The following is a 25,393-nucleotide window of genomic DNA, read 5'->3' on the forward strand; positions in this document are numbered from 1 at the left end:
CCTGCCGGGTACGGCGTTCAGCGGTTGGCGATGTCGAGCAGTACTTCCGCGTGACAGGGACCGTCGAGCGGGTACCAGCAGGCCAGGTTCTTGCCGCGCAAGGCGGACCGCGCCTCCTCGGCCAGGCGCTGGCCGGCGGGATCTTCCAGCACCCAGCGCCGGTAGGCGGCCACCGCCGCGGCCACGCTGGGCATGGCGATATACGTTCCGCCACCGCGCGTGGTCACCGGTGTGCCCGGCGGCGCCTCGGGCACGACGGAAAAGGGGTTTCCCCAACGGCCGGGGCGCGCCACCGATACCGTGTCAGGCGGCAGCTTCCAGCCTTTCTTCCTGCTCAGTTGGACACGCACGGGTTCCATCGGCACTCCTACAGCTTTGCGATCTGCGCGTCGATCTTGCGCAATGCCCGCTCGCTGCGCTCGCTGTAGCGGTCGGTGAGATAGTCGGTCCGGCCACGCATCAGCAGCGTGAACTTGAACAGCTCTTCCATCACGTCCACCACGCGGTCGTAATAGCTCGATGGCCGCATCCGGCCCTCGTCGTCGAATTCCTTGTATGCCATCGGCACCGACGACTGGTTCGGGATGGTGAACATGCGCATCCAGCGTCCCAGCAGGCGCATCGTGTTGACCACGTTGAAGGATTGCGAGCCGCCACACACCTGCATCAGTGCCAGCGTGCGGCCCTGGCTCGGGCGCAGCGCACCCTGCTCCAGCGGGATCCAGTCGATCTGGTTCTTCATCACCGCGGTGATCGCGCCGTGGCGCTCGGGGCTGCACCATACCTGCCCTTCGGACCACAGGCACAGCTCGCGCAGCTCCACCACCTTCGGGTGGGTCTCGGGCACGCTGCCCACCATCGGCAAGGCCGATGGATCGAAGATCTTCACGTCGGCGCCGAAGTGCTCGAGGATGCGCGCCGCCTCGTAGGTCAGGAAGCGGCTGAACGAGCGCTCGCGCAGCGAGCCGTACAGCAGCAGGATGCGCGGCGGATGACGCATGTCGCCCACCTGCGCCAGCTTGTCCATGCTGGGCAGGTCGAGCTGGTCGGGATGGATGTTGGGCAGGCCGGGAATGGTGGTCATGGTCGTGTCTTTCGTCAGCTCAGGCGCAGCGCCAGCGCCGCAAGCGTAATGAACAGGATCGGCAGCGTCAGCACGATGCCGACACGGAAATAATACCCCCACGAGATCCGCACGCCCTTGCTTGCCAGGACGTGCAGCCACAGCAGCGTGGCCAGGCTGCCGATCGGCGTGATCTTCGGACCGAGGTCGCTGCCGATCACGTTCGCGTAGATCATCGCCTCGCGCACCGCGCCCTGCGCCGAAGTGGCGTCGATCGACAGCGCCCCCACCAGCACCGTCGGCATGTTGTTCATGACCGAGGACAGGACCGCCGTGATGAAGCCGGTGCCCAGGGCAGCCCCCCACACGCCGTGCGCCGCGCACCGGTCCAGCAGCGCGGTCAGGTAGGCCGTCAACCCGGCATTGCGCAGGCCGTACACGACCAGGTACATCCCGAGCGAGAACACCACCACCTGCCAGGGCGCGCCGCGCAGCACCTCGCGCGTCGAGATCCGGTGCCCGCGCGCGGCGACGGCCAGCAGCACCAGCGCGCCGGCGGCGGCCACCGCGCTGATCGGGATGCCGGCGTCGTCGAGCCAGAAGAAGCCCGCCAGCAGCATCGCCAGCACCCACCAGCCGGCAATGAAGGTCGCGCGGTCATGGATCGCCTCGACGGGCCGGCGCAGCTGGGCGAGGTCGTAGCCGGCCGGGATATCCCTGCCGAAGAACCAGACCAGCGCCGCCAGGGTGGCGGCCACCGACACCAGGTTGACCGGCACCATCACGGACGCATAGCGCGCGAAGCCGATGCCGAAATAGTCGGCCGAGACGATGTTCACCAGGTTCGACACCACCAGCGGCAGGCTCGCGGTGTCGGCGATGAAGCCGGCCGCCATCACGAAGGCCAGCGTGGCTTGCGGCGGAAAGCGCAGCGCCGCCAGCATGGCGATGACGATCGGCGTCAGAATCAGCGCGGCGCCGTCATTGGCGAACAGCGCGGCCACCGCGGCGCCGAGCAGCACCAGCAGCACGAACAGGCGGCGCCCGTTGCCGCGCCCCCAGCGCGCCACGTGCAGCGCGGCCCATTCGAAGAAGCCGGCCTTGTCCAGCAGCAGGCTGATGACGATGACGGCGACGAAGGCGCCGGTGGCGTTCCACACGATGCCCCAGACGACAGGGATATCGCCCGGCTGGATGACGCCGGCCAGCAGCGCGACGAGCGCGCCGAGCGAAGCGCTCCAGCCGATGCCGAGGCCGCGCGGCTGCCAGATGACGAGGATGAGGGTGGCCAGGAAGATCAGGAAGGCAAGCAGCACGCGGGATGTCTCCAGCTCAGGCAGGCAGCAGGCGACCGATGTCGTCCAGTGCCGCCTTGAAGCGGGCGTGGTCCTGCGCCAGTTCATCCAACGGCAGCGCGAGGAAGGATTCGATGCGCGCGCGCAGGATGGCGTAAGCCTGCTCGAAGGCTGCCGTGATCTCCTCTTCCGTGCCCTGCACGTGGCTTGGATCGTCCACGCCCCAGTGCGTCCGCAGCACGGGGCCGAGGTAGGCCGGGCAGGTCTCGCCGGCCGCGCTGGCGCAGACCGTGACGACGACGTCCGGCGTCGCCGGCAGATCAAGCCAGGACTTGCTGTGATACCCCTGCGTCGGGATGCCCTTTTGCGCGAGCAGCTGCACGGCGCGGGCGTTCAGGCGGCCGGTCGGCTGGCTGCCGGCGCTGGTCGCCTTCCAGCCCGCCGGCGCCAGGTGGTTGAAGACCGCTTCGCTGATGAGCGAGCGGCAGGAATTGCCGGTGCAGAGAAACAGGATGTTCATGTATCGTGGATTCAAAAAAAATCAGGTGGCGGCGCCGCAAGCGGGCACGCAGTCCGGCGTGCAGGGATTGCCGCCGCAGCAGTTTTCAAGCAGGTAGGCGAGCAGCCCGTTCATCGTGCCGAACCGCGCCGCGTAGATGATGAAGCGGCCTTCCTGGCGCGACGCGATCAGGCCGGCGTGGCTCAGTTCCTTCAGGTGGAAGGACAATGAAGAGGCCGGGATGCCGAGCGCCTCGGCGATCTTGCTGGCTGCCAGTCCGGTGGGGCCGGCCTGCACCAGTAGACGGAAGGTGGCCAGGCGCGATTCCTGGGCCAGGGCAGCCAGCGCGGCGATGGCCGCCCTGGTCTCCATCGGTGCTTCTTTTGTCATTTCCATATCTGTCGAATTATAACCGGCCAGCGGCAACCCTTCGAAGATTATCGAAATAATTTGACAGGATGATGACAAACCGGCAGCGCCGCAGCACGTCGGCGCCGGTCGCTTGCAGACGCTCAGGCGCCGAGCAGCTCCATGAGCTCGTCGAACTTCAGCGGCTTGACGAGGTGCTCGTCGAAGCCGGCAGCAAGCGCATGTTTGCGGTCGGCTTCCTGGCCGTAGCCGGTCAGCGCGATCAGGCGCATGTGCGCAAGCAGCGGCTCGCGCCGCAGCTGCGCGGCGACCTGGTAGCCATCCATGCCCGGCAACCCGATGTCGACGATGGCCAGGTCGGGCCGTTCGCGCCGCGCCAGCGCGATGCCGTCGCCGCCATTGTCCGCTTCCAGCACGCGGTAGCCGCTTGTTGCGAGCTGCGCCGCCAGCATCTGGCGCGCATCGATGTTGTCCTCGATGAGCAGGATGGTCGATGTGGCGCGTGCGCCCTGCCCGCGCGCGGCCGACGCGGGTGCGGCGGCCGCGACCGGCGCCTGGCTGTCCAGCAGCGGCAGTCGCAAGGTGAACGTGCTGCCCCGGCCGCTGCCTTCGCTCTCGGCGCCAATCGTCCCGCCGTGCAGCGCCACCAGGCTGCGCACCAGCGACAGGCCGATACCGAGGCCTCCTTGCGAGCGGTCGAGCGACACCTTGCCCTGCACGAAGATGTCGAACAGCTGCGGCATCAGTTCGGGCGCGATCCCGACCCCGGTGTCGCGTACCGCGAGCACGGCCTCCTCGCCGCTGTTGGCAAGGGTGATGTCGATCGTCCCGCCGGGCGGCGTGTACTTGAGCGCATTGGTCACGAGATTGCCCACCACCTGCTCGATGCGCGTGCGGTCGGCCAGCACCCAGGCCGGCTCCAGCCGGCAGCTCAGCTGGTGCTCGACCTTGCCGGCGATGCGCAGCGCATCGACCGTCGACTCCACCACCGCCGCCAGGTCCACCGGACGCAGGTCCAGCTTCACCTTGCCGCGCGCCAGGCGCGCCAGGTCGAGCAGGTCGTCGACGATGCGCGTCAGGTGCTTGCCCTGGCGGACCAGGATGTCCTGCGCCTGGTGCTTGAGGGCCGGGTTGGCAGGGTCCATGCGCAGCAGCTGGGCGGCGCCGACGATGCCGCTGAGCGGATTGCGCAACTCGTGGCTCAGCATGGCGAGGAACTCGTCGCGGATCCGCACCTGCTGCTCGGCGAGCACGCGCGCGTCCTGCTCGCGTTCCAGCAGCAAGGTCCGTTCGGCCTGCGCCTCGGCCAGCTTGTGCGCGGCCTCGTCGATCGAGCGGTGCAATTCCCTGACCTCGGCAATGCTGGTGGCAGGCGCGGCCGGCAGCCCGCCCTAGCCCAGCATGGTGGCGGCGTTCGCGGCGCCGCGGATCGAGGCCACCAGCCGCCGCGCGAAGAAGACCGCGGCAAGCGCTGCGCACAGCAGCGCCACCAGCATGCCGGCCGCCGCCAGTTTCACCGCGCGCTGTGCGGCGCCTTCGATTTCGGCGGCCGGCACCGAGACCGCGACCAGCCAGCCGGACATCGGCGAGCGGGTGAACGCAAAGTAGGCATCCACGCCGGCGAGCGTCCTGGCCCGGATGATGCCCCGGGTCTTGCCCTGCGCCGCCCGCAGCAGTTCCGGTTTGCCCATCTGGCCGATCCGGCCGGGTTCGCGCGTGCGGGCGATGAAACGGCCATTGCGGTCGATGACGGCAAGCGACCAGCTGGCGGGCGTCGCGCGCTGCGAAATCAGTTCGGTGAAGTACTCCGTGCCGAACACCGAGGCCAGCACGTAGCGCCGCCCGCCTTCCAGCGGCACGGGTATGTTGATGGTGGTGACCGGCACCCGTTGCACGGCGCCGGTGATCAGGCCAGAGACGACGGTCTGCTGGGTCTCGATGACGCGCTGGGTGCGCACGCGCACGTAATCGGGCGGCGGCGGCAAAGGGTCGCCCAGCGGGATCACGGTATTGATGAGCTGCTGGCCGTTCGGGTCGAACAGGATGGTGCGTCCGGTCTTGCCGCGGTCGGCGCTGCGCGCGTGCCGGTAGAAGGCCTGCATGTCCCCGTGCGCCAGGTGCGGCGAATGGGCCAGCACGCGCAGGGCCGCTTCCGCGCTGCTCAGTTCCCGGTCCACCAGCAGCGCCGTCGCGCTGACCGTTTCCTCCAGCGCCTGCAGGGCGGCTTCGCGCTCCGAGCGTAACAGGGTCTGCAGCGCGACGGCCGCAAACAGGGAGATCGGCAGGATGATGGCGCCGACCATGATCAGGAGGTATGCCCGGATCTTCATTCGACAGGATGGTGCGGCAAGGTAAACGGGAACGCAGCGGCATCGATACCGCTGCGATCCTGCATTATGCACGCGAAGCCGGCGGCGCCGGCGCACAATGCTGCCCTCCGGGAACTAAGTGCTTGTCCCGGCGCGTGGCGAATCGACCCGGGGCAGCAGCACGGCCAGGACGCCCAGCAGCGGCAGATACGACGCCATCCGGTACACGGTGTCGATGCCGGCCGTGTCGGCCATCGCCCCCATCGCCGCCGCGCCGATACCGCTGATACCGAACATCAGCCCGAAGAACAGCCCGGCGATCATGCCCACCTTGCCCGGCACCAGCTCCTGCGCGAACACCACGATGGCGGAAAAGGCGGACGACATCACCAGCCCGATGACCACCGACAGCACCGCGGTCCAGAACAAATTCGCGTACGGCAGCATGAGCGCGAACGGCGCCGCGCCCAGGATCGAGAACCAGATGACGCGCTTGCGGCCGATGCGGTCGCCGATCGGGCCGCCCGCGAAGGTGCCGGCAGCCACCGCCGCCAGGAACAGGAACAAATACATCTGCGCCGCTTCCACCGACACCTGGAACTTCTCGATCAGGTAGAAGGTGTAGTAGCTCGACAGGCTGGACATGTAGATGTACTTCGAGAACACCAGCAGCGCCAGCACGCTCAAGGCCCACAGCACGCGCCCGCGCGACAGGCCCGGCCCGGCATGGACGGCGATCTTCCTGGTCACGCTGCGCAGGTGGCCCGCATACCAGCGGCTCACGAAAACCAGCACCGCCACCGCCAGCAGCACCAGCACCGTCAGCCAGGCAATCCGTCCTTGCCCGCTGCCGACGATGATGGCGGCGGCCAGCAGCGGCCCGAAGGCCGAGCCGAGGTTGCCGCCCACCTGGAACAGCGACTGCGCAAAACCGAAGCGCCCGCCCGAGGCCAGCCGCGCCACGCGCGAGGCTTCCGGGTGGAAGGTGGACGAGCCGATGCCGATCAGGCCCGCCGCCAGCAGCAGCATGGCGAAGCTGTGCGCCGTCGCCAGCAGCACCACGCCGCCCAGGGTCACGCACATCCCGAGCGGCAGCAGGAAGGCGATCGGGCGCTTGTCGGTATACAGGCCGATCAGGGGCTGCAGCAGCGAGGCGGTGCACTGGAAGGTCAGCGTGATCAGGCCGATCTGCGTGAAGCTGAGCGCGAATTCGTCCTTCAGCAGCGGGTAGATGGCGGGCAGGACCGCCTGCACGCAGTCGTTCAGCAGGTGGACGAAGGCGACGGAGAACAGGATCTGCATCACCGCGGCTGGTGGTGCAGCGGAGGCTTGCGAAGGTGGCGTGGACATGGAACGGAGCGCAGTGGAAGCCTTGCCAGTGTACTATGCGCGGCCAAAACGCGTGGCCAGCCGGCACTGCGCGACCGGCCCCGGCCGCAGCACCCGGGTGCCTGTCAGTAATTCACCGCGTAGTCCTTCGGGAAGCTGCGGCCGCTGAACGCCTTCTTCTGGGTCCAGTCCTGCGCCGGTGCGGTCCAGAACGCGTCGCCGGCGGGCAGTCCCAGGGCCAGCAGGCCGGTCGAGGCGATGTACATGCTGCCGTTGTTCGAGTACGAATCCCCCAGCCCGGGCTGGTGGCCGCGAAAACCGATGGTCAGGAAGCCGTCCGCCGTGAAGTTGCCGGGCGCATCCCAGATGGCCTTGTGCACCGCATGCAGCGCCGCGCGCACCTGCCCTTCGGGCAGCGAGGCCGGCAACTGCTTGCGCCAGGCCAGCAGCGCCAGCGGCTGGAAGGCGGCGGTACGGTAGGTGAGCGAACGGCCGATCGGCGGGAAGCTGCCGTCCGGTCCGACGAAGCGCTCGAGGTGTTCGCAGTAACGTTGGGCGCGCCTGGTCGCCTGCGCCAGCAGTTCCTGGGGCTTGGCTTGCCAGAACCTTCCTTTCTTTTCAACCAGTACGTCGAGCACTTCCAGCAGCATCGGGTAGATGACGTAGGAGTTGTAATAGTCGAAATGGAAATCCTTGCCGTCCTTGATCCAGCCGTCGCCGGCGTACCACTCGTTGATCTTGCGGATCGCCCCGTTCATGCGCATCGGGTCGTACTCTTCGCCGATCGACAGCAGCCAGGCTTCGTTCATGGCGGCGAACAGCAACCAGTTGGTGTCCGGAGGCTCGACCCGGCGCAGGCCCTTGATTTCCGCAATGATGCGTGTCTTGGTCGCCGCGTCGAGCGGCTCCCACAGGACGGTGGGCGCGCGCAGGAGGGCATTGGTGAAATAGGCGGAATCGACCAGCGCCTGGCCTTGCCCGCGCCATGTCAGGTAGTCAGGGCTGTGCGGATCGACCGCGTTGACATAGCTTTGCAGCGCCATCTCCCGCAGGCGCTGGCGCAAGCGGCCTTCCGGGGTGTCGTCCACCGGCAGGGCCAGCCAGGGCGCGATGCCCGCCATGAGCCGGCCGAAGCACTCGAGGTAGGCAACCGACTGCCTGCGGCCATCCCAGGTCGGGCTGAGCTCGAGCGCAAACTTCTTTTTCAGCTCCCCTTTCGCCATCAGCGTCAGGACCGGCTCGGCCATCCGCTGCAGCAGGCGCAGCATGTAGGCGCGCTCGCCTTGCGCCGCTACGTCCGGCGCGGCGCCAAGAGCCTGGCCGGCAACGAGCATGCCGGGCACGGCCGGTCCGGCCGCCAGCGCCCGCATGAAGTGTCGTCGTTCCATGTCCTCTCTCCTGTTATCGGTCGGCCAGGCGCGCCATCTCGGCCGCGGCCAGCAGGACGGCCCCGACGCCGAAAGGCGTCGTCGAGTCCTGGTTCACCACTTGCCCCGGAATCGCGCGCTCGCCGATCGGCTGGACGTAGCCGACCTTCCCGTCCGGCTGCAGCGCGACGCCGGTGAGGTAGCGCCAGCCGCGCTGCGCCGCCGGCAGGTACCCGGCGCGCGGCAGCAGGCCGTTATTGACACCCCACAGCAGCCCATAGGTGAAGAAGGCGGTGCCGCTGGTCTCCGGGCCCGGGGCGTGGCCTGGGTCGAGGATGCTGCGGGTCCAGTAGCCCTCCGGCTGCTGGCTGCGCACCAGGGCTGCGGCCATCGCCTGGAAGCGCGCGACGTACTCGGCGCGATGCGGATCATCACTGGGCAGTTCCGCCAGCACCTTGGCCAGTCCCGCGAACACCCAGCCATCGCCACGCGCCCAGAAATCCTTCCTGCCGTTGACGGTCTTGTGCTTCGGGTAGACGTACTTGGCGTCGCGGTAGTACAGCTGTTCCTCCGGGTCGTACATGATGCTGTTCGCGTACTCGTAATACTCGTGCAGCTTCTCCAGGTACTGGCGGTTGCCGGTGATGTTGTACAGCTTCGTCATGACCGGCATCACCATGTACAGGCCGTCCGCCCACCACCAGTAATCCTTGTTGGGGGTGCTCATCTGGTATTCCATCACCTCGCGGGCGCGGGCGATCTTGCGCGGGTCCCGTGGTTCCTTGTCCATCTGGTACAGGTCCGCATAGGTCTGGAACGCGATCTGCCAGTCGCCGAACAGGACGTGTTCCTCGGTCTCGCCATAGTTGTACTTCCACCGGGCCTTGTCGGTCGACTTCGCGCCCATCCAGGCGTTATGCTCGGCCCACTCCTCGGAATAGCGCCGGTAGCGCTCGTTGCCGGTCACGCGGTAGGCTTCGATATTGCCGGTGTGGTAGGCCGCGACGTCCCAGAACGCCCACTGCTTCGCGGGGGTCCTGGCCTGCCAATAGGTGTTGACCTTGTCGATCACGGCAATCGCCTCGCTGCGCCTGGCACCGGCATCCGGCGCCGGCGTCGTCGCGCAGCCGCCCAGCAGGACGCCCAGCGCGACCAGCATGCCGGTGAAGTATTTTTTGGGGTGCATGTTGTTCATGGTTGGGAAGGGCATGTCGGTGTCCATTCCAGTACGCCGACTTTGGCCGGACCGGTGGGCAGGACGCCCTCGGCATCGGCCTGGTGGACGGTTTGCAGGTAGAGGTGCAGTTGGCCGGACTGGCGCCACAATTCGGTGTCGAAGCTCGGCTCCCACGCGCCCATCGGGCGGTCAAGCAGGTCGACCACCTGCCAGGGGCCATGGTGCAGGTCGGTCGTGCAGGCCACCGACACCTTGTGGCCGCGCTCTTCGTCGCGAAACACCAGCCAGGCCATGGGCGCCGTCCCGGCGCTCTCCACCAGGATTTGCGGACGGGCGATCGGAATTGCCTTGGTCCCCAGGCCGGACAGCGAAAATCCCGTGCGCCGGAAGCCGAGGTCGTGCGTCCGCCAGCTTTTACCGTCATGGACCACAACGCGGTACTGCGGGACGGCGCCCCCGGCGTCGCGCCAATAGCTCGCGATGACCGGGTTGCCATGGCGGTCGGCCGCCATCGCGGTCTGGTTGATCAGTTCACTGCACTGCGGAACGTGCGCCGCCACTTCCGCACTGCCTGCCGTGATCGGGAGTTGGTAGCGCTCGCCGGTGCTGCGCTCCCAGGTCCGGCCGCCATCGCGCGAGCGGGCATACGCCAGGTCATGGTTGCTGGCGACGTCCGGGGACTCGCGCCATACCCAGGACAGGTGCAGCGTGCCGGCCGTGTCGACGAAGGCCTGCCAGTAGGCGTTGCGCCGCCCTTCCCCGTTCAGGAGATTGTCCTGCAGCCGCTGCCAGGTCCGGCTTGCCGGGTCGTAGCGGTTGATGACCAGGTTGCCGCGCCCGGAGCCGCCGTCGCGGTAGAGGAACAGGAGGTCGCCCTGCGGCATGCGGTAGAACTCCGGGTAGGACACGGACCGCTCGCCGCGCCCCGTCATCGCTTCCTGCGGGCCCAGGCTCAAGGCGCCGGGCGCCGTGCCGCGGGCGTAACGCAAGGGGCCGTTGTGGTGGTCCCAGGCCACATGCAGGGTGCCTTCGCCGTCGACCATGATGCTGATGCTGTTGTGCGCGTCCCTGGCATTACCCAAGTACTGCGTGGGCGCCAGTTGCCAATCCCGGGCGCCAAGCCGGCGCTTGCCCAGCACCACCCTGCCGGCGCCATCGTAGAAGGCGATGTATTGGCTGCCTTCATGCGTGACGAGCGAGTTCTTGCGGAACACCACGGCATTGACGGAATTCGCCGCCCAGCCGTCCGCCACCTCGACGATGCGCACGTCCGCCTGTTGCCGGGGAAGCCCTGCGCATGCACACAGCATGAAGGCGCAGGCGAGCGCCCCGGCGATCGGCCAGGGTCCTGCCGGGCGATTCCTGCTCATGACGTCTCCACCTCGCCGTGCCTCCGCGATTCATGCAAATGTGGCTACATTACTATGCAAGTGGCCGCCGTCGGAATCAACCTGTTGAGCATTGTGCAGGAGGCCCTGCTCCGGCTTGCCGAGTTCCTCTACCATGAACAGCACGAGACTCTTGATCAGGACCTGCCATGCCCCTTCATCCATCGCGCCGCAGCTTCCTCGGCGCCGCTGCCGGAACGGCCCTCGCACTGAACATCCCGAGGGCCGCGGCCGCCGCGCCCCGCTTCGCCGTCGGCGAGAAGGATTTCCTGCTCGACGGGAAGCCCCTGCAGATCCGCTGCGGCGAGATGCACTTCGCCCGGGTGCCGCGCGAATACTGGGGTCACCGCCTGAAGGCGATCAAGGCGATGGGTCTGAATACGGTCTGCGCCTACCTGTTCTGGAACTACCACGAGTGGCGCGAGGGCCAGTACCGGTGGGACGGACAGCGCGACGCCGCCGAATTCTGCAGGCTGGCGCAGGCCGAAGGCCTGTGGGTCATCCTGCGCCCGGGCCCTTACGCCTGCGCCGAATGGGAAATGGGCGGCCTGCCGTGGTGGCTGCTCAAGCACCCCGGCGACAACTTCTTGCGCAGCCGCGCCCCGGCTTTCGTGCAGCCGGCGCGACGCTGGCTGCACGAGGTCGGGCGGGTGCTGGCGCCGCTGCAGGTAACGCAGGGCGGACCGATCCTGATGGTGCAGGTCGAGAACGAGTACGGCTTTTTCGGCGACGACCGCGACTACATGCGGTCCATGCGCCAAGCCGTGCTCGATGCGCGCTTCGACGTCCCGCTATTCCAGTGCAACCCGACCAATGCGGTCGCCAAGACCCATATCCCGGAACTGCTGTCGGTGGCGAACTTCGGCAGCGACCCGGAACGCGGCTTCAAGGCGCTGGAAAGCGTGCAGCAAGGGCCCTTGATGTGCGGCGAATATTATTCCGGCTGGTTCGACACCTGGGGCACGCCGCACAAGCGCGGCGACAATGCCCGCGCCATCCGCGATATCGACGTCATGCTGAAGGCGAACGGCTCGTTCAGCCTGTACATGGCGCATGGCGGCACCACCTTCGGCCTGTGGGCCGGTTGCGACCGTCCGTTCCGTCCCGATACGACGAGCTACGACTACGACGCCCCGATCAGCGAGGCCGGGTGGCTCGGCGAGAAATTCCGTAGCTACCGCGAATGCCTGAGCCGGCACCTGGCGCCCGGCGAGACCCTGCCTGCCGCGCCGGCGCACTTGCCGGTGATGGCCGTTCCCGCCTTCGCGCTGCGCGAAACCGCCCCCGTGTTCGGGAACCTGCCGGAAGCGGTGATCCGGGATGCGTCGCCGCGCAACATCGAACAGTACGACATCAGCCGCGGCCTGGTCGCCTACAGCATCGTGCTGCCGCCCGGCCCGGCGGGCAAGCTGGAAGCCGCGAATGCGCGCGACCTGGCCTGGGTCTTTGCCGGCGGGCGACTGGCCGGCACGATGGATACGCGCCACCGCCGCTTCAGCGTCGACCTGCCCGCGCGCACCCAGCCAACAAACGTGGAAATCCTGCTGTACACGATCGCGCGCGTCAACTTCGGCGTCGAGATCCATGACCGCAAGGGGCTGCAGGGCCCGGTGATGTTCCGCACCAAGGATGGCGCCGCCGAGGAGCTGACCGGCTGGGACATCCGCGCCATCGATTTCGGTGCCGACGGCGACTTGCCGCCATTGCGCTGGCAGGCCAAGCGCGTCGCCGGCCCGGCTTTCTGGCGCGGCAGCTTCGAGGTTCAAGCGCAGGCGGACACCTTCCTCGACATGTCGAGCTGGGGCCAGGGCATCGTCTGGATCAATGGCCGCTGCCTGGGCCGCTACTGGTCGATCGGCCCTACCCAGACCATGTACCTGCCGGGTCCCTGGATCAAAGCCGGCCGCAACGAAGTCATCGTGCTCGACCTCACCGGGCCGCGCGCCAGCCGCATCGAAGGCCGCACCACGCCCATTCTGGATGCGCTGCATCCTGAGCGGGATCTCGCGCGTCCGGCCAGCAATGCGCGGCCGCGCCTGGCCGGCCTGGCGCCGGTGCACAGTGGGGAGTTTGCGAGCGGGCCTGCCACCCAGGAGGTGAAATTCGAACAACCGGCACGCGGACGCCAGCTCTGTCTCGAAGCGGTCGATACCTTCGACGGCAAGCCGCATGCGGCCGTGGGCGAACTCGCGCTGCTCAACCAGGACGGCAAGCCTATGAACCAGAGCGCCTGGACGATCGCCTACGCCAGCAGCGAGGAGGCGCACAAGGAAGACGGCGGCGCCCTGAATGCCATCAACGGCCAGAATAGCGATTACTGGCATACGGCCTACAGCAAAGGGGTTCCGCCGGGACCGGCGCGGCTGGTCATCGACCTTGGTGCGACCGTTGATATCGCGGGTCTACGCTACACGCCGCGCCAGGGTCCGGACACCGTAACGGGGCGGATCCGGCGCTATCGCGTGTACGTGGGGGACAGGCTGGTGCAGCAGGGGTAAGGCGGATCAGTCGAACTTCGAGAAGTCCGGCTTGCGCTTTTCAAAAAAGGCCGTAACCGCTTCCTTGGCTTCCGGCGCCAGCAGCATGGCGGCGAAGCGTTCGTTCTCGGCGGCGATGGCCGCTTCGATGCTTTCAACGCGCGGACGCTTCATCAGCGCTTTCGTCGTGCGGATCGAGGCGGCCGGCAGGGCCACCAGCTTGGCGGCCTGCTGTTCAGCGAAGGCGCACAGTTCCGCCGCGGGCAGCACCTTCGTGATCAGCCCCATTTCAAACGCTTCCTGGGCGCCGAAGGCTTCGCCCAGCAGCAGTTTTTCGGCCGCGCGCGGGTAGCCGCTAAGCTGCGGCAGCAGCAGCGAGGAGCCGAATTCCGGGCACAGGCCGAGCTGGGTGAAAGGCACCGAGAACTTGGCATTGTCGGCGCAATAGACCAGGTCGCAGTGCATCAGCATGGTGGTGCCGATGCCGATGGCGGCGCCGGCGACTGCCGCGACCACCGGCTTGGTCGAGCCGTGCAGGGCGCGCATGAACTGGAACACCGGGCGGGCTTCGCTTGGTACGCCCGGCACCGGGGCGGAATTCTTCATGAAGTCGTCGAGGTCGTTCCCGGCGGTGAAGATTTCCGGTTTGCCGGCGATGAGGATGGCGCGTACGGCGCTGTCCTGCTCGGCGTCGAGCAGCGCGTCGGCCATCGATTGGTACATCGCGGCGGTGATGGCGTTCTTGCGCTCGAGGCGGTTGAATTCGATGGCCAGGAGGCCGTTGGCCTTGTTGATCAGCATGTCCATGTTTCAGGGTCTCCGAATATTCTTGGGCTGGTTGGACGCGTGGGCGGGGGACCCGCCCACCCTACAAAGGCAAGCGCATCCTCCCGCCCACGCGGTGGCTACTACCTGATGCTTATACGCGCTCGATGATACCGGCCGCGCCCATGCCGGCGCCGACGCACATCGTCACCATGCCGTACTTCAGGTTGTTGCGGCGCAGCGCGTGCACGACGGTCGCGGCGCGGATGGCGCCGGTGGCGCCCAGCGGGTGGCCCAGCGCAATCGCGCCGCCCATCGGGTTGACCTTCGACATGTCCAGGCCCAGGTCGCGCGCCACGGCCAGCGCCTGTGCGGCAAAAGCCTCGTTCAGCTCGATCCAGTCCAGCTGGTCCTGGGTGATGCCGGCGGCGGCGCAGGCGACCGGAATCGCGGCCTTCGGGCCAATGCCCATGATCTCCGGCGGCACGCCGCGCACGGCGAACGAGGAGAACTTGGCCAGCGGGGTCAGGTTGTGCTCCTTCAGGATTTTCTCGCTGACGACGATCAGCGCACCGGCGCCGTCCGACATCTGCGACGAGGTCGCGGCGGTGACGGTGCCCTTGGCGGCGAATACCGGCTTGAGCTTGGCCATCGATTCGATCGACGCGTCGGCGCGCGGGCCTTCGTCCATGTCCACGGTGCGGCGCGAGACCTTGATCTCGCCGGTTTTCAGGTCCGGCGTGCGGGTGACGATTTCGACCGGGGTGATCTCGTCCTTGAAGAAGCCGGCCTGCTGCGCGGCGATGGCGCGGCGGTGCGATTCCAGGCCGAAGGCGTCCTGGTCTTCGCGCGACACCTTCCACTGCTCGGCCACCTTCTCGGCGGTCAGGCCCATGCCGTAGGCCAGGCCCACGTTCTCGTCCTTGAACGTCTCCATATTAATGGAGGGGTGGTGGCCCATCATCGGGACCATCGACATCGATTCGACGCCGCCGGCGATCATCACGTCGGCTTCGCCGACGCGGATGCGGTCGGCCGCCATCGCCAGGGCGGTGATGCCCGAGGCGCAGTAGCGGTTGACGGTCACGCCGCCCACGGTGTTCGGCAGGCCGGCCAGCACCACCGCGTTGCGGGCGATGTTGAAGCCCTGCTCCGCTTCCGGGAACGAGCAGCCGACGATGGCGTCGACGATCAGGGCCGGGTCCAGGTTCGGCACGGCGGCCATGGCGCCACGAATGGCGTGCACCAGCAGGTCGTCCGGGCGGGTCTTGTTGAACATGCCGCGCGGTGCCTTGCCGATGGGGGTACGGGTCGCTGCGACGATGTATGCGTCTTGAAGTTGTTTGCTCATGATTATTCGTCCTGTTCTGTCGGCGCGAAGTGGCCCGATTAGTTACGCACCGGCTTACCGTTTTGCATCATGCCCATGATGCGTTCCTGGGTCTTCGGATTGCTCAGCAGCGCGATGAAGGCCTTGCGTTCCATGTCGAGCAGCCACTGCTCGGACACAACGCTGCCCTGGTCGATGTCGCCGCCGGTCACGATCTCGGCGATGGTGTCGCCCAGGTGGTAGTCGTAGGCCGAGATGAAGCCGCCGTCACGCATGTTGACCAGCTGGCCGCGGATCGTCGCCCAGCCGTAGCGGCCGGTGACAGTCACAGGGCGGCGCGCCGGGGCGCGGTAGCCGGCGTCGAACATGGCGCGCGCGGTGGTCTTCGCCACGTGCAGCAGTTCGTACGGGTTGAAGACGATGATGTCGTCTTCCTTCAGGTAGCCCATCGCCTTCGCTTCCAGGGCCGACTTCGACACCTGCGCGGTGGCCGCGTTGGTAAAGCCGGTCTTCAGGAATTGCAGGATGTCGTTGCCTTTCGCTTCGGTGAAGGCGCGCACGGCCGCTTCCTTCAGGCCGCCGCCGGCCGGCACCAGGCCGACGCCGACTTCGACCAGGCCGATGTAGGACTCGATCGAGGCCACGCGCTTGGACGCGTGCAGCGCCAGTTCGCAGCCGCCGCCCAGCGCCAGGCCCGCCACGGCAGCCACCACCGGGATGTTCGAGTACTTCATCTGCATGAAGGTGTCCTGCAGCTCGCGCACCATCGGCTCCATCGCCTTGGCGCCGCCCATCATGAAGGCCGGCAGGGCCGACTGCAGGTCGGCGCCGGCCGAGAAGGCGCCGCCTTCTGCCGCGTCGGTGTTCCAGATGACCAGGCCCTTGAAGTTTTTCTCTGCTTCGGCCAGGCCGCGCTGGATGCCGCGCACCACGCCTTCGCCGATGACGTGCATCTTGGTCTTGAGCGAGATGATGAGGACATCATCGCCCGAGTGCCACAGACGCACCGACTCGTCCTCGAACACGGTGGTGCCGAAGGTCTTCGGGTCGACCGTGGTCGAGCCGACCACCGGCGCGCGGAACTGCTGGCGCTGGTACACCGGCAGGTCGGACACCGGAACATACGCGTTCTTCGAGACCGAGTACGAACCTTCGGCGGTGTGCACGCCCTTCTCGGCGACCGGGCCTTCGAACACCCAGCTTGGGAGCGGTGCGTCGCACAGGGCCTTGCCTGCATCGATGTCTTCCTTCACCCACTGGGCGATCTGGGTCCAGCCGGCGGCCTGCCAGGTCTCGAACGGGCCGACGCTCCAGCCGAAGCCCCAGCGCATCGCGAAGTCGACGTCGCGTGCGTTGTCGGCAATGGTGTCGAGGTGGAAGGCGATGTAGTGGAAGGCGTCGCGGAAGATCGCCCACAGGAACTGCGCCTGCGGGTTGGTCGATTCGCGCATGGCCTTGAACTTCTTGACCGGGTCCTTCTCTTTCAGGATGCGGCCGACGATGTCGGCGGCCTTGGCGCCGCCCGGCACGTATTCGCCGGTGGCGAAGTCGAGGCGCTGGATCTCCTTGCCGACCTTCTTGTAGAAACCACCGCCGGTCTTCTGGCCCAGCGCGCCCTTCTCGATCAGCTTGGCCAGCACGTCCGGGGTCTTGTACAGGCTGAAGAACGGGTCATCCTGCAGGGTGTCCTGCATGGTCTTGATCACGTGGCCCATCGTGTCCAGGCCCACGACGTCGGCGGTACGGAAGGTGCCGGATTTGGCGCGGCCTAATTTTGCGCCGGTCAGGTCGTCGACCACGTCCACCGACAGGCCGAATTTTTCGGCTTCGTGGATGGTGGCCAGCATGCCGAAGATGCCGACGCGGTTGGCGATGAAGTTCGGGGTGTCTTTCGCGCGCACCACGCCCTTGCCCAGGGTCGAGGTCAGGAAGGTTTCCAGCTGGTCCAGGATCTCTGGACGGGTGGCGGTGGTCGGGATCAGTTCGACCAGGTGCATGTAGCGCGGCGGATTGAAGAAGTGCACGCCGCAGAAGCGCGACTTGAGCTCGTCGTCGAAACCTTCTGCCAGCTTGTTGATCGACAGGCCCGAGGTGTTCGAAGCAAAAATGGCATTGGCGCCGATGTGCGGGGCGACCTTCTTGTACAGGTCGTGCTTCCAGTCCATGCGCTCGGCGATGGCTTCGATGATCAGGTCGCAGCCTGCCAGCAGCTCGAGGTTGTCCTCGTAGTTGGCCACTTCGATCAGGGCCGCGTCGTCCTTGTTGCCCAGCGGGGCCGGCGACAGCTTTTTGAGGTTTTCGATGGCCTTCAGGACGATGCCATTCTTGTTCCCTTCCTTGGCAGGCAGGTCGAACAGCACGACCGGCACCTTGGCGTTCACGCAGTGCGCAGCGATCTGCGCGCCCATCACGCCGGCGCCCAGCACGGCGACTTTCTTGACGATGAAATTAGTCATCTCTTATTCCTTGGTTAGCGTCGTTCCCGCGAAGGCGGGAACCCAATTTTTGTATGCGCTATCGAAACGCTTGCAACATTGGTTCCCCGCCTGCGCGGGGATGACGGTGGTAAATCGACGTGATGTACTTAGAACAGGTCTGCGTCCAGCGCCAGCAGGTTCGATGCGCCCGAGCGTGCCTGGCGGATCAGCATGGCGGTTTCCGGGTACAGGCGCGCGAAGTAGAAGCGTGCGGTGTGCAGCTTCGCCTCGTAGAACTTGTCACCCGAATCCTGCTTGGCCAGCGCGATCTTCGCCATCTGCGCGAAGAAGTAGCTGAACACCAGGTGGCCCACGACGCGCAGGTACGGCACGGCCGCCGCGCCCACTTCGTCCTGGTTCTGGAAGGCCTTCATGCCGATTTCCATGGTCAGCTTGCTGACCTTCTCGCCCAGCTCGCCCAGCGGGGTCACGAACTCGGACATCGACTCGTCCAGGCCGTTCTCTTCCACGAAGGCCTTGATCTTCTCGCCGAAGGCGCGCAGCTTGGTGCCGTTGTCCATCAGGATCTTGCGGCCCAGCAGGTCCAGCGACTGCACGGTGTTGGTGCCTTCGTAGATCATGTTAATGCGGGCGTCGCGCACGTACTGCTCCATGCCCCACTCGCTGATGTAGCCGTGGCCGCCGTACACCTGCATCGCTTCCGAGGTCGCGATCCAGCCGTTGTCGGTGATGAAGGCTTTCACGATCGGGGTCAAGAGCGCGACTTCGCCGGCCGCTTCCTTGCGCACCGCTTCGTCCGGGTGGTTCAGCTCGCGGTCGATCTGCAGCGCGATGTACGAGGTCAGCGCGCGCGCGCCTTCGGCGAATGCCTTGGCGGTCAGCAGCATGCGGCGCACGTCCGGGTGCACGATGATCGGGTCGGCCGGCTTGCTCGGATCCTTCGGGCCCGACAGCGAACGCATCTGGATGCGTTCCTTGGCATAGACCAGCGCGTTCTGGTACGCGACTTCGGTCAGGCCCAGCGACTGCATGCCCACGCCCAGGCGGGCGGCGTTCATGAACACGAACATCGCCTGCAGGCCCTTGTGCGGCTGGCCGATCAGGGTGCCGATGGCGCCGTCCAGGTTCATCTGGCAGGTCGAGTTGGCGTGGATGCCCATCTTTTCTTCGATAGCGCCGCAGGCGATGCCGTTGCGCTCGCCGAGCGAGCCGTCGGCATTGACCTTGAACTTCGGCACCAGGAACAGCGAGATGCCCTTCGAGCCTTCCGGTGCGTCCGGCAGGCGCGCCAGCACCAGGTGGACGATGTTCTCGGCCATGTCGTGTTCGCCGGCCGAGATGAAGATCTTGGAACCGGTGATGCTGTAGGTGCCGTCGGCTTGCGGCTCGGCCTTGGTGCGCAGCAGGCCCAGGTCGGTGCCGCAGTGCGCTTCGGTCAGGCACATGGTGCCGGTCCATTCGCCCGAGACCAGCTTCGGCAGGAACAGCTTCTTCTGCTCGTCGGTGCCGTGCTCCTTCAGGCACTCGTAGGCGCCGTGCGACAGGCCCGGGTACATGGTCCATGCCTGGTTCGACGAGTTCAGCATCTCGTAGAACGAATTGTTCAGGGTGACCGGCAGGCCCTGGCCGCCGTATTCCGGATCGCAGGCCAGCGCGGCCCAGCCGCCTTCCACGTACTGCTGGTAGGCTTCCTTGAAGCCCTTCGGCGTGGTGACGGCCTTGGTGGCGGCGTCGAAATGGCAGCCTTCGCGGTCGCCGCTATGGTTCAGCGGGAACAGCACTTCCTGCGTGAACTTCGCACCTTCAGCCAATACCTGGTTGATGATGTCGGCGTCGATTTCCTGGTAAGCAGGCAGGTTCTTGAACTCTTCGCTGACGTTGAGGAATTCGTGCAGAACGAACTGCATATCCCGGATTGGCGCGACGTACTGACCCATGGTTTTCTCCTGAACGAAGGTAAAAGTGTGTTTGTTGACTGCCGGCGCAAGGCTTACTGCGCCGGCGTGCCTTTCGGCATATCCGGATTGCGGTAATTCTCGATCAGCCGCTGGAAACCGCGGCGTGCGCGCTCGACCGCGCCTGGCATGCGCAGGAAACGTGCGTCGTGGTGCAGGGCCAGGATCAGCCCATACGTTTCATACACCAGCTGCTCGGCGTCGGTATCCGGACGCAGGTGGCCGACCTCGATTGCCTGGCGCGCGCTGCGCAGCAGCGCGCCCTGCCAGGCCTGCACCATCTTGACCAGCTCCTCGCGGATCGGGCCCGGACGGTCGTCGTACTCGACGGCGCCGCTGATGTAGATGCAGCCCGACGCGATCTCGACCGACACGCGCGCAAGCCAGCGGTCGAACATCGACTGCAGGCGCGGCAGGCCGCGCGGCTCGCGCACGCTCGGGAAGAACACTTCCTGCTCGAAGCGGTGGTGGTACAGCTTGATCACCTCCAGCTGCAGGTCTTCGCGCGAACCGAAATGCGCGAACACGCCCGATTTGCTCATGTTCATCCGGTCGGCCAGCAGGCCGATGGTCAGGCCTTCCAGGCCGTCGCGGCTGGACAGCTCGAGCGCCACGTCCAGGATCGCTGCCCGCGTGAGTTCGCCCTTGCGCATGAATTTTGCTGAAGTAGTAATGACTGCCCCTGAATCGAAAAAATCCGAACGCTCGTACTATTATCTACTAGGGTTGAAATGTCAAACGGGAACTTAGAGGCGAGATTCTATTGATGCAAAACAACGGCACGCAGGGAAAACCTGCCTGCATGAAGTCCGGGCGCGGACAACGTTGTCGCAGATGTAAAGGTACCGCATTTTGCGCATGCGTGGTGTACACGGATGGGTACGTGCGCGCATGCGGCGCGTTGGGCTCACTGGGCTCACTGGGCCCAATGGGCTCACCGGCTTGTCCGAATCCGTACGAAACGTGGGCAAGTCGTCCGAAAACGGCTCGCCGCGTCGTTCCGGATGCGCCGAACAACACGTTTTTCTGCTTGCATTGCCTTATTGCCGCCGAAAAGAGATTGGCACAGTAATTGCTGAATGGGAGGCATGGACATCACGAACCCCTCTCTCAAAATACAGAAGCGCCGCCGTCTCAAGCTGACGCTGGCGGGAGGCGCGACAGCGGTTGCCGCCTGTTGCCTCTTTCTCTGGTGGATTGGCCCTGCCTTGCCGGAGGTGGAACGCACCAGCCTGTGGATCGGCCAGGTCACGCGTGGCGACATGCTGCAGGAGATCCGCGCCAGCGGAACGCTGGTGCCGCGCTCCAGCCGCTGGCTGGCTGCCGCCAGCCCGGCACAGGTCCAGGAAATCCTGGTCTGGCCCGGCTCTACGGTGCAGCCGGATACAGTCCTGATACGTCTTGGCAATCCTGAGATCGAGGAAAACCTCCGCTCCGCCAGGGCGCAGGTGGCCGCTGCCGAGGCCGAGGTGGCCAGCAAGCGCGCCGAGCTGAACTCGCAGCTGCTGAGCGTACGAACCGGCCTCGCCCAGGCCGAGGCCGACTATGCCATGGCGCAAGTAAAATCCGAGGCAGACACCAGGGCAGTCCAGTTGCAGGTGATTCCACGCGTGCAGTACGAGCAGGGGCAGATCGCGTTTGCACAACAGAAGAAACGTCTGGACATCGAGAAGGAGCGGCTCGAGGGCTTTGCCGCCAGCGTGAAAGCGCAGATGGCTTCGGTGGAAGCCCGGTTGCAACAGCAGCGTAGTACATTGTTGCTGCGTCAACGCCAGGCCGGCGCGCTCGAGGTCAGGGCAGGCATTGCCGGGGTCTTGCAGGAAGTGGCTGTCCAGGAGGGGACGCAAGTGACTGTGGGCGCCAACCTGGCACGCGTGGCACGCCAGGATGTGTTGATCGCCCGCTTGCAGGTATCGGAACTGCAGGCCAAGGATGTCGCCGTCGGGATGCCGGCGCTCGTCGACACCCACAACGGCAAGATCGAAGGCAAGGTCGATCGGATCGATCCGGCAGTACGCAACGGCAGCGTCCAGGTCGACGTGGCCCTGGCCGGTGAACTGCCCCCGGGCGCCAGGCCGGATCTCTCGGTCGACGGACGCATCCGGGTAGCCCTGCACCGCGGCGTACTGTCGGTGGGACGCCCGCCGTTGGCGCAGCCCAACCGCCATCTGAGCCTGCTCCGGCTCGATCCGGACGGCAAAACTGCGTCGCGCGTCCAGGTACGTGCCGGCGCGGTTTCCGTGGACCGGGTCCAGGTGCTCGAGGGCTTGCAGCAGGACGACCAGGTCATCCTTTCCGACACCAGCCGGTGGGCCGGCCACGAACGCATCCGCCTGCAATGAACGCGGCCGCACAAACAACAACATCCAAAACCGGGGACAAAAACAATGAATACCAGCGAACCAGTCATCACCCTGCGCGGCATCGGCAAGGTGTTCCAGACCGACGAAGTCGAAACCCATGCACTGCATGACGTGAATCTCGACATCCACCGGGGCGAGTACGTCTCGATTTCCGGGCCATCCGGCTGCGGCAAGACGACCTTGCTGTCGATCCTGGGCCTGCTCGACACGGCGTCGTCCGGCAATTACGTGCTGAACGGCCACGACGTTTCGGCGCTGGGCGCCACGGCACGCGCACGCGTGCGCAATGCGGAGATCGGCTTCATCTTCCAGGCCTTCAATTTGATCGGCGACCTGACCGTGCAGGAAAACGTGGAACTGCCGCTGAGCTTTCGCCACGACCTGGGCGCTGCCCAGCGCCGCGCCCGGGCGCACGAAGCCCTGGAACGCGTCGGCATGGCGCACCGCATGCGCCACTACCCCTCGCAACTGTCCGGCGGACAGCAGCAACGTGTCGCGGTGGCGCGTGCGCTTGCCGGCCGGCCGGCCATCCTGTTGGCTGACGAACCGACCGGCAATCTCGATTCACGCAACGGCGAAGCGGTCATCGCCATGCTGGACGAACTCCACAAGGGCGGCGCCACGATCTGCGTGGTCACGCATGATGTGCGTTACGCCGAACTGGCCCAGCGCAAGATTCGCCTGTTCGACGGACGCATGGTCGATGAAGAAACCTTCCATCGCATGCGCCGCGAAGACGAACAACGGCTGGATGCATTGATCGGCATGCAAGGCGGGGTTGCAGCATGACGGTCTGGCTTGGCGAAATCTGGCATGCCTGGCGTGCCAACCTGCGCAAACCGGGCTTCCTGGCCCTGGCGTCCGTCGTGCTGGCACTGGGCGTGGGCGCCATGGCGGCCGTGCTGACCCTGATCGGCGACGTCCTGCTCCAGCCATTGCCCTATGCCGAGCCGGCACGCCTGGTCGCGGTGGGGCCGATGCCGAAAACCGAGGTGCGTATGATCTCTCCCGAGCAGTATCGCCACTTGCGGGGCCTGGCGGCGCTGCGTTCGATGGCGCTGTACGCGGCGCATTCGCCCACCATGAACGTGGTGAGCAACGGCACCCCCGAAGTGGTCGCGGCGCTGCGTGGCGACCGCCACCTGCTGCCCACGCTGGGCATCGACACGGCATTGGGACGCAATTTCAGCGCGGAGGAAGACAGTCCCAACGGACCGCGCGCGGTGATTCTCGGCTACCGCTTCTGGCAACAGCGTTTCGAGGGCAGGCCGGATGTCATCGGCAGCACCCTGCGTGCCGAAGGTGCCGCCTATACCATCGTCGGCGTGCTGCCGGAGGACTTCCGGAATCCCGGCGTCAAAGGCGACATCATGCTTCCCGCGGCCCTGCCCGAAGACAGCGACGAGGGCAGGAACTACCGGCTGGTCGCGCGCCTCGCCGATGGGATCACGCCGGCCGAAGCAAGCGCACAAATCCACGCCCGGCTGCATGCGCTGTACGAAGCCAGGAACGACACAGACTGGCTCAATGTCGCGTTTGTCGCACGGGATTTGCAGGACACCCTGCAGACCCGGGACCGGCAAGTACTCATGATGTTCCTCGGCAGCGCCGCCCTGCTGCTCCTGATTGCCGTGGTCAACCTGGTCAACCTGATGCTGCTGCGCGCGCTGGCACGCTCCCACGACACGGCGGTACGCAGCGCCCTCGGCGCGCCAAGGCTGCGCCTGGCGTTGCCGTCGCTGGCAGAGGGCCTGCTGGTCGGGATCTGCGGCGCACTGCTGGGCATGGGACTGGCTACGGCGGGAATCGCCCTGCTGCGCGGCGTCATGCCTGCGCAATGGCTGGCCAACGGCGGGCTGCAGATGGGCTGGGCCTCCTGGTTGCTCGCTTTGCTGCTGAGTGTGGCCGGCGCCCTGCTGGCCACGCTGCCCGGCCTGCTGCGCGGGCACGGGCCGGGGGCCATCGACACGCTGCGCGAGGGCGGCCGCTCGGGCATCGGACGCCATGGCGGACGTCTCGGCCGCATGCTGGTTGTCGTGCAGGTCGCCATGGCGACCGCGCTGCTGTCGTGCGCCGGGCTGTTCCTGCATACCCTGCATGACTTGTCCAAGGTGCCACTCGGGTTCTCGAGCCGGGGCATCCTGACCTTCGAGCTGTCACCGGTCGCGGCCACTTACCCGGACACGGCATCGGTGCACGCCATGGCGCAGCGGTTGGTGGAGCGGCTGCAACTGCTGCCGGGCGTGGCGCAGGCGAGCGCAACGACGAACCTCCCGGCAGGCGGTCCTTTGGGACGCTTCATGGTGGGAGACCTGCGCCAGCCGGCAGGCGCCGAATTTGCTGCCGAATACCGCGGCATCGAACCCGGCTTCTTCGACCTGTTCGGCATCCGCATGCTGGACGGGCGTGCGTTCGGCCGCAGCGACGTGGCAGGCGGCGAACCGGTGGCCATCGTCAACCGCGCGCTGGCCGAGGCACAGTACGGCGGCCAGGCACTGGGCAAGAAGATCCAGCGCGGAGAAGGCGCCAGTCTGTGGACGGCGCGCATCGTCGGTGTCGTCGCCGACACCCGCCAATTCGGCCCTGCCGGTGCGGCGCCCGAGATGGTGTACCTGCCGCTGGCCCAGGTGCAGGACGAGGTGATGCTGGCATTTCGCCGCCTGGAACCGCTGCGCTTCGCATTGAAGGTCAACGGTGCCCCCGATGCATACCGCGACCGTGTGATCAAGGCAGTGGCCGAAGTCGCCCCGGAGCAGCCGATCAGCGGTATGCACGCGATGGACGACGTCGTACGCGACACCACGGCCGATTTGCGGATCAACCTGATGCTGGTCGGTGTCTTCGCCGTGCTGGCGCTCCTGCTCGCCGCCTCGGGCCTGTATGCGGTCATGGCGGTGTCGGTGGCGGCCCGCGAGCGCGAGTTCGCCGTGCGCCTCGCGCTCGGCTCCTCCCCTGCCCGGCTGCTGCGACTGGTCGTTCGCTCCGGGATGGCCCAGATTGTCGTCGGCCTGGCCTGCGGCGTGGGACTCGCCATCGCCCTGCCCCGGGTCTTTTCCACAGTGGCGACAACGCTCGGCACCAGCGCACCCGACCCCGTATCCCTGGCCGGCGTGTGCGCGACCCTGGCTGCGGCAGGTCTGCTGGCCTGCCTGCCGGCCGCCTGGAAAGCGGCGCGCGTGCAGCCCATGCGCGCCCTGCGCGGCGAATAGCACTGCCAGCCGTTTGTGAGAAAATTGAAATTGAGCATTACATTGTTGAAAGAACACCCG

The 25,393-nt window shown here is 66.5% G+C and carries 20 protein-coding genes; 4 read left to right on the forward strand and 16 right to left on the reverse strand.

Annotated features, from left to right (window positions below):
* Positions 1-17: 17 nt before the first annotated feature.
* The 11 genes from ACFFJK_RS17700 to ACFFJK_RS17750 all read right to left on the reverse strand — a co-directional run bounded on the left by ACFFJK_RS17700 (position 18) and on the right by ACFFJK_RS17750 (position 10,778).
* The gene (locus tag ACFFJK_RS17700) at positions 18-359 is read right to left on the reverse strand and encodes a DUF4326 domain-containing protein (protein ID WP_379680878.1); all 342 of its coding nucleotides are present in this window, start codon (positions 357-359) and stop codon (positions 18-20) included.
* A gap of 8 nt (positions 360-367) precedes the next feature.
* Positions 368-1,084, reverse strand: coding sequence for an arsenical resistance protein ArsH (gene arsH / locus ACFFJK_RS17705; RefSeq protein WP_379680879.1), 717 nt, complete (start codon positions 1,082-1,084; stop codon positions 368-370).
* Between the two features lie 14 nt (positions 1,085-1,098).
* Positions 1,099-2,379 carry an arsenic transporter gene (locus tag ACFFJK_RS17710; RefSeq protein ID WP_379680881.1) on the reverse strand — a complete coding sequence of 427 codons (1,281 nt, stop codon included), beginning with the start codon at positions 2,377-2,379 and terminating at the stop codon, positions 1,099-1,101.
* Positions 2,380-2,395: 16 nt separating this feature from the next.
* Positions 2,396-2,878, reverse strand: a complete 483-nt coding sequence (locus ACFFJK_RS17715; protein ID WP_379680883.1) for an arsenate reductase ArsC — start codon at positions 2,876-2,878, stop codon at positions 2,396-2,398.
* Positions 2,879-2,899: 21 nt separating this feature from the next.
* Positions 2,900-3,229 (reverse strand): ArsR/SmtB family transcription factor, encoded by a 330-nt coding sequence (locus ACFFJK_RS17720; RefSeq protein WP_379681053.1) that lies wholly within the window; start codon positions 3,227-3,229, stop codon positions 2,900-2,902.
* Positions 3,230-3,369: 140 nt separating this feature from the next.
* Positions 3,370-4,569: a hybrid sensor histidine kinase/response regulator gene (locus ACFFJK_RS17725; protein WP_379680884.1), complete on the reverse strand. Its 1,200-nt coding sequence runs from the start codon at positions 4,567-4,569 to the stop codon at positions 3,370-3,372.
* Between the two features lie 48 nt (positions 4,570-4,617).
* Positions 4,618-5,556, reverse strand: coding sequence for a cache domain-containing protein (locus ACFFJK_RS17730; protein WP_379680886.1), 939 nt, complete (start codon positions 5,554-5,556; stop codon positions 4,618-4,620).
* A gap of 114 nt (positions 5,557-5,670) precedes the next feature.
* Positions 5,671-6,885, reverse strand: coding sequence for an MFS transporter (locus ACFFJK_RS17735; RefSeq protein ID WP_379680888.1), 1,215 nt, complete (start codon positions 6,883-6,885; stop codon positions 5,671-5,673).
* 104 nt (positions 6,886-6,989) lie between these two features.
* Complete coding sequence (locus ACFFJK_RS17740) at positions 6,990-8,252, reverse strand: DUF2264 domain-containing protein (protein ID WP_379680889.1); 1,263 nt, start codon at positions 8,250-8,252, stop codon at positions 6,990-6,992.
* A 13-nt stretch (positions 8,253-8,265) separates the two neighbouring features.
* On the reverse strand, positions 8,266-9,441 hold the full coding sequence (locus ACFFJK_RS17745) for a glycoside hydrolase family 88/105 protein (protein ID WP_379680890.1): 1,176 nt from the start codon (positions 9,439-9,441) through the stop codon (positions 8,266-8,268).
* On the reverse strand, positions 9,423-10,778 hold the full coding sequence (locus ACFFJK_RS17750; protein ID WP_379680892.1) for a BNR repeat-containing protein: 1,356 nt from the start codon (positions 10,776-10,778) through the stop codon (positions 9,423-9,425). Before ACFFJK_RS17750 ends, ACFFJK_RS17745 begins: the two co-directional genes overlap by 19 nt.
* 167 nt (positions 10,779-10,945) lie before the next feature.
* Between ACFFJK_RS17750 and ACFFJK_RS17755 the strand changes: the two genes are divergently transcribed.
* Complete coding sequence (locus ACFFJK_RS17755) at positions 10,946-13,294, forward strand: beta-galactosidase (protein WP_379680894.1); 2,349 nt, start codon at positions 10,946-10,948, stop codon at positions 13,292-13,294.
* A gap of 6 nt (positions 13,295-13,300) precedes the next feature.
* On the opposite strand, the gene ACFFJK_RS17760 is transcribed toward ACFFJK_RS17755, so the two are convergent.
* From ACFFJK_RS17760 to ACFFJK_RS17780, 5 genes are all read right to left on the reverse strand, one after another.
* Positions 13,301-14,080, reverse strand: a complete 780-nt coding sequence (locus ACFFJK_RS17760; protein ID WP_379680895.1) for an enoyl-CoA hydratase — start codon at positions 14,078-14,080, stop codon at positions 13,301-13,303.
* 112 nt (positions 14,081-14,192) lie between these two features.
* Positions 14,193-15,389 carry an acetyl-CoA C-acyltransferase gene (locus ACFFJK_RS17765; protein ID WP_379680896.1) on the reverse strand — a complete coding sequence of 399 codons (1,197 nt, stop codon included), beginning with the start codon at positions 15,387-15,389 and terminating at the stop codon, positions 14,193-14,195.
* A 38-nt stretch (positions 15,390-15,427) separates the two neighbouring features.
* On the reverse strand, positions 15,428-17,824 hold the full coding sequence (locus ACFFJK_RS17770; protein ID WP_379680897.1) for a 3-hydroxyacyl-CoA dehydrogenase/enoyl-CoA hydratase family protein: 2,397 nt from the start codon (positions 17,822-17,824) through the stop codon (positions 15,428-15,430).
* 128 nt (positions 17,825-17,952) lie between these two features.
* Positions 17,953-19,743, reverse strand: coding sequence for an acyl-CoA dehydrogenase C-terminal domain-containing protein (locus ACFFJK_RS17775; protein ID WP_379680899.1), 1,791 nt, complete (start codon positions 19,741-19,743; stop codon positions 17,953-17,955).
* A 53-nt stretch (positions 19,744-19,796) separates the two neighbouring features.
* Positions 19,797-20,414: a TetR/AcrR family transcriptional regulator gene (locus tag ACFFJK_RS17780; protein WP_379680900.1), complete on the reverse strand. Its 618-nt coding sequence runs from the start codon at positions 20,412-20,414 to the stop codon at positions 19,797-19,799.
* Between the two features lie 564 nt (positions 20,415-20,978).
* Here ACFFJK_RS17780 and ACFFJK_RS17785 point away from each other — a divergent pair.
* Genes ACFFJK_RS17785 through ACFFJK_RS17795 form a run of 3 tightly spaced genes read left to right on the forward strand, consistent with a single transcriptional unit; the run spans position 20,979 to position 25,333 of the window.
* Positions 20,979-22,103: an efflux RND transporter periplasmic adaptor subunit gene (locus ACFFJK_RS17785; protein WP_379680901.1), complete on the forward strand. Its 1,125-nt coding sequence runs from the start codon at positions 20,979-20,981 to the stop codon at positions 22,101-22,103.
* Between the two features lie 45 nt (positions 22,104-22,148).
* A complete protein-coding gene (locus ACFFJK_RS17790) occupies positions 22,149-22,913 on the forward strand; it encodes an ABC transporter ATP-binding protein (RefSeq protein ID WP_379680902.1) in 765 nt (254 codons plus the stop codon).
* A complete protein-coding gene (locus ACFFJK_RS17795) occupies positions 22,910-25,333 on the forward strand; it encodes an ADOP family duplicated permease (RefSeq protein WP_379680903.1) in 2,424 nt (807 codons plus the stop codon). The genes ACFFJK_RS17790 and ACFFJK_RS17795 overlap by 4 nt, the downstream gene beginning before the upstream one ends.
* Positions 25,334-25,393: the final 60 nt, after the last annotated feature.

It is taken from the genome of Massilia consociata (assembly GCF_042432755.1).
In the GTDB taxonomy this organism is placed as follows: domain Bacteria; phylum Pseudomonadota; class Gammaproteobacteria; order Burkholderiales; family Burkholderiaceae_D; genus Telluria; species Telluria consociata.

Coding starts and splice junctions, on each gene's coding strand:
- ACFFJK_RS17745 (WP_379680890.1), bottom strand. CDS start 9,441: ATGCCCTTCCCAACCATGAACAACATGCACCCCAAAAAATACTTCACC.
- ACFFJK_RS17750 (WP_379680892.1), bottom strand. CDS start 10,778: ATGAGCAGGAATCGCCCGGCAGGACCCTGGCCGATCGCCGGGGCGCTC.
- ACFFJK_RS17735 (WP_379680888.1), bottom strand. CDS start 6,885: ATGTCCACGCCACCTTCGCAAGCCTCCGCTGCACCACCAGCCGCGGTG.
- ACFFJK_RS17715 (WP_379680883.1), bottom strand. CDS start 2,878: ATGAACATCCTGTTTCTCTGCACCGGCAATTCCTGCCGCTCGCTCATC.
- ACFFJK_RS17700 (WP_379680878.1), bottom strand. CDS start 359: ATGGAACCCGTGCGTGTCCAACTGAGCAGGAAGAAAGGCTGGAAGCTG.
- ACFFJK_RS17775 (WP_379680899.1), bottom strand. CDS start 19,743: ATGGGTCAGTACGTCGCGCCAATCCGGGATATGCAGTTCGTTCTGCAC.
- arsH (WP_379680879.1), bottom strand. CDS start 1,084: ATGACCACCATTCCCGGCCTGCCCAACATCCATCCCGACCAGCTCGAC.
- ACFFJK_RS17720 (WP_379681053.1), bottom strand. CDS start 3,229: ATGGAGACCAGGGCGGCCATCGCCGCGCTGGCTGCCCTGGCCCAGGAA.
- ACFFJK_RS17760 (WP_379680895.1), bottom strand. CDS start 14,080: ATGGACATGCTGATCAACAAGGCCAACGGCCTCCTGGCCATCGAATTC.
- ACFFJK_RS17795 (WP_379680903.1), top strand. CDS start 22,910: ATGACGGTCTGGCTTGGCGAAATCTGGCATGCCTGGCGTGCCAACCTG.
- ACFFJK_RS17740 (WP_379680889.1), bottom strand. CDS start 8,252: ATGGAACGACGACACTTCATGCGGGCGCTGGCGGCCGGACCGGCCGTG.
- ACFFJK_RS17780 (WP_379680900.1), bottom strand. CDS start 20,414: ATGCGCAAGGGCGAACTCACGCGGGCAGCGATCCTGGACGTGGCGCTC.
- ACFFJK_RS17755 (WP_379680894.1), top strand. CDS start 10,946: ATGCCCCTTCATCCATCGCGCCGCAGCTTCCTCGGCGCCGCTGCCGGA.
- ACFFJK_RS17790 (WP_379680902.1), top strand. CDS start 22,149: ATGAATACCAGCGAACCAGTCATCACCCTGCGCGGCATCGGCAAGGTG.
- ACFFJK_RS17730 (WP_379680886.1), bottom strand. CDS start 5,556: ATGAAGATCCGGGCATACCTCCTGATCATGGTCGGCGCCATCATCCTG.
- ACFFJK_RS17770 (WP_379680897.1), bottom strand. CDS start 17,824: ATGACTAATTTCATCGTCAAGAAAGTCGCCGTGCTGGGCGCCGGCGTG.
- ACFFJK_RS17765 (WP_379680896.1), bottom strand. CDS start 15,389: ATGAGCAAACAACTTCAAGACGCATACATCGTCGCAGCGACCCGTACC.